Below are 594 nucleotides of genomic sequence, written 5' to 3'. Positions count from 1 at the left end.
CCCTTCCACCACAGGTATCTGTGCCCCCACTTCTGTGGCAAATCCCTCTGCCTGTGCCTGAATAAAACCTAATATGTTCATACGATTTAAAATTTTTGTGCAAAGGTACGAAATAGTTATGAGTTATGAGTTATGAATTATGAATTATGAGTTTTTTTTCCACGGGAGGTTACCGGACGGCTCGCGGGAGGTTTCAAACAGCCGCTTTTTTGCCAACCCTTCGTACTCGGTGCCGGGCTGACCATAATTGCAGTAAGGCTCGATGCTGATGCCGCCGCGTGGGGTGAAAAAGCCTGTTACTTCGATGTATTTGGGCTGCATCAGGCGCACCAAATCGTTGAGGATGATGTTTACGCAATCTTCGTGGAAAGCTCCGTGGTTGCGAAAACTGAACAGATAGAGCTTCAAACTCTTGCTCTCCACCATCTTGACGGCGGGGATGTAGTCGATGCGGATGGTCGCAAAGTCGGGCTGCCCGGTGATGGGGCACAGGCTTGTGAACTCCGGACAGTTGAGGCGCACCCAATAGTCGCGCTCAAAGTGCTTGTTATCAAATGTTTCCAGCACCTCCGGCGCATAATTTTGTGCGTATGC

The 594-nt window shown here is 49.7% G+C and carries 1 protein-coding gene; it reads right to left on the bottom strand.

Going from position 1 to position 594, the window contains the following annotated elements; genetic code table 11:
• Window positions 1-144 precede the first annotated feature (144 nt).
• A partial coding sequence (gene queF / locus ASC50_RS03370) for a preQ(1) synthase (protein ID WP_056928714.1) occupies window positions 145-594 on the bottom strand: 450 nt, incomplete at its 5' end.

The organism is Candidatus Symbiothrix dinenymphae (assembly GCF_001431085.1).
Note: the sequence above shows the minus strand (reverse complement) of the source record. Positions and strands in the feature narration are given on the sequence as shown.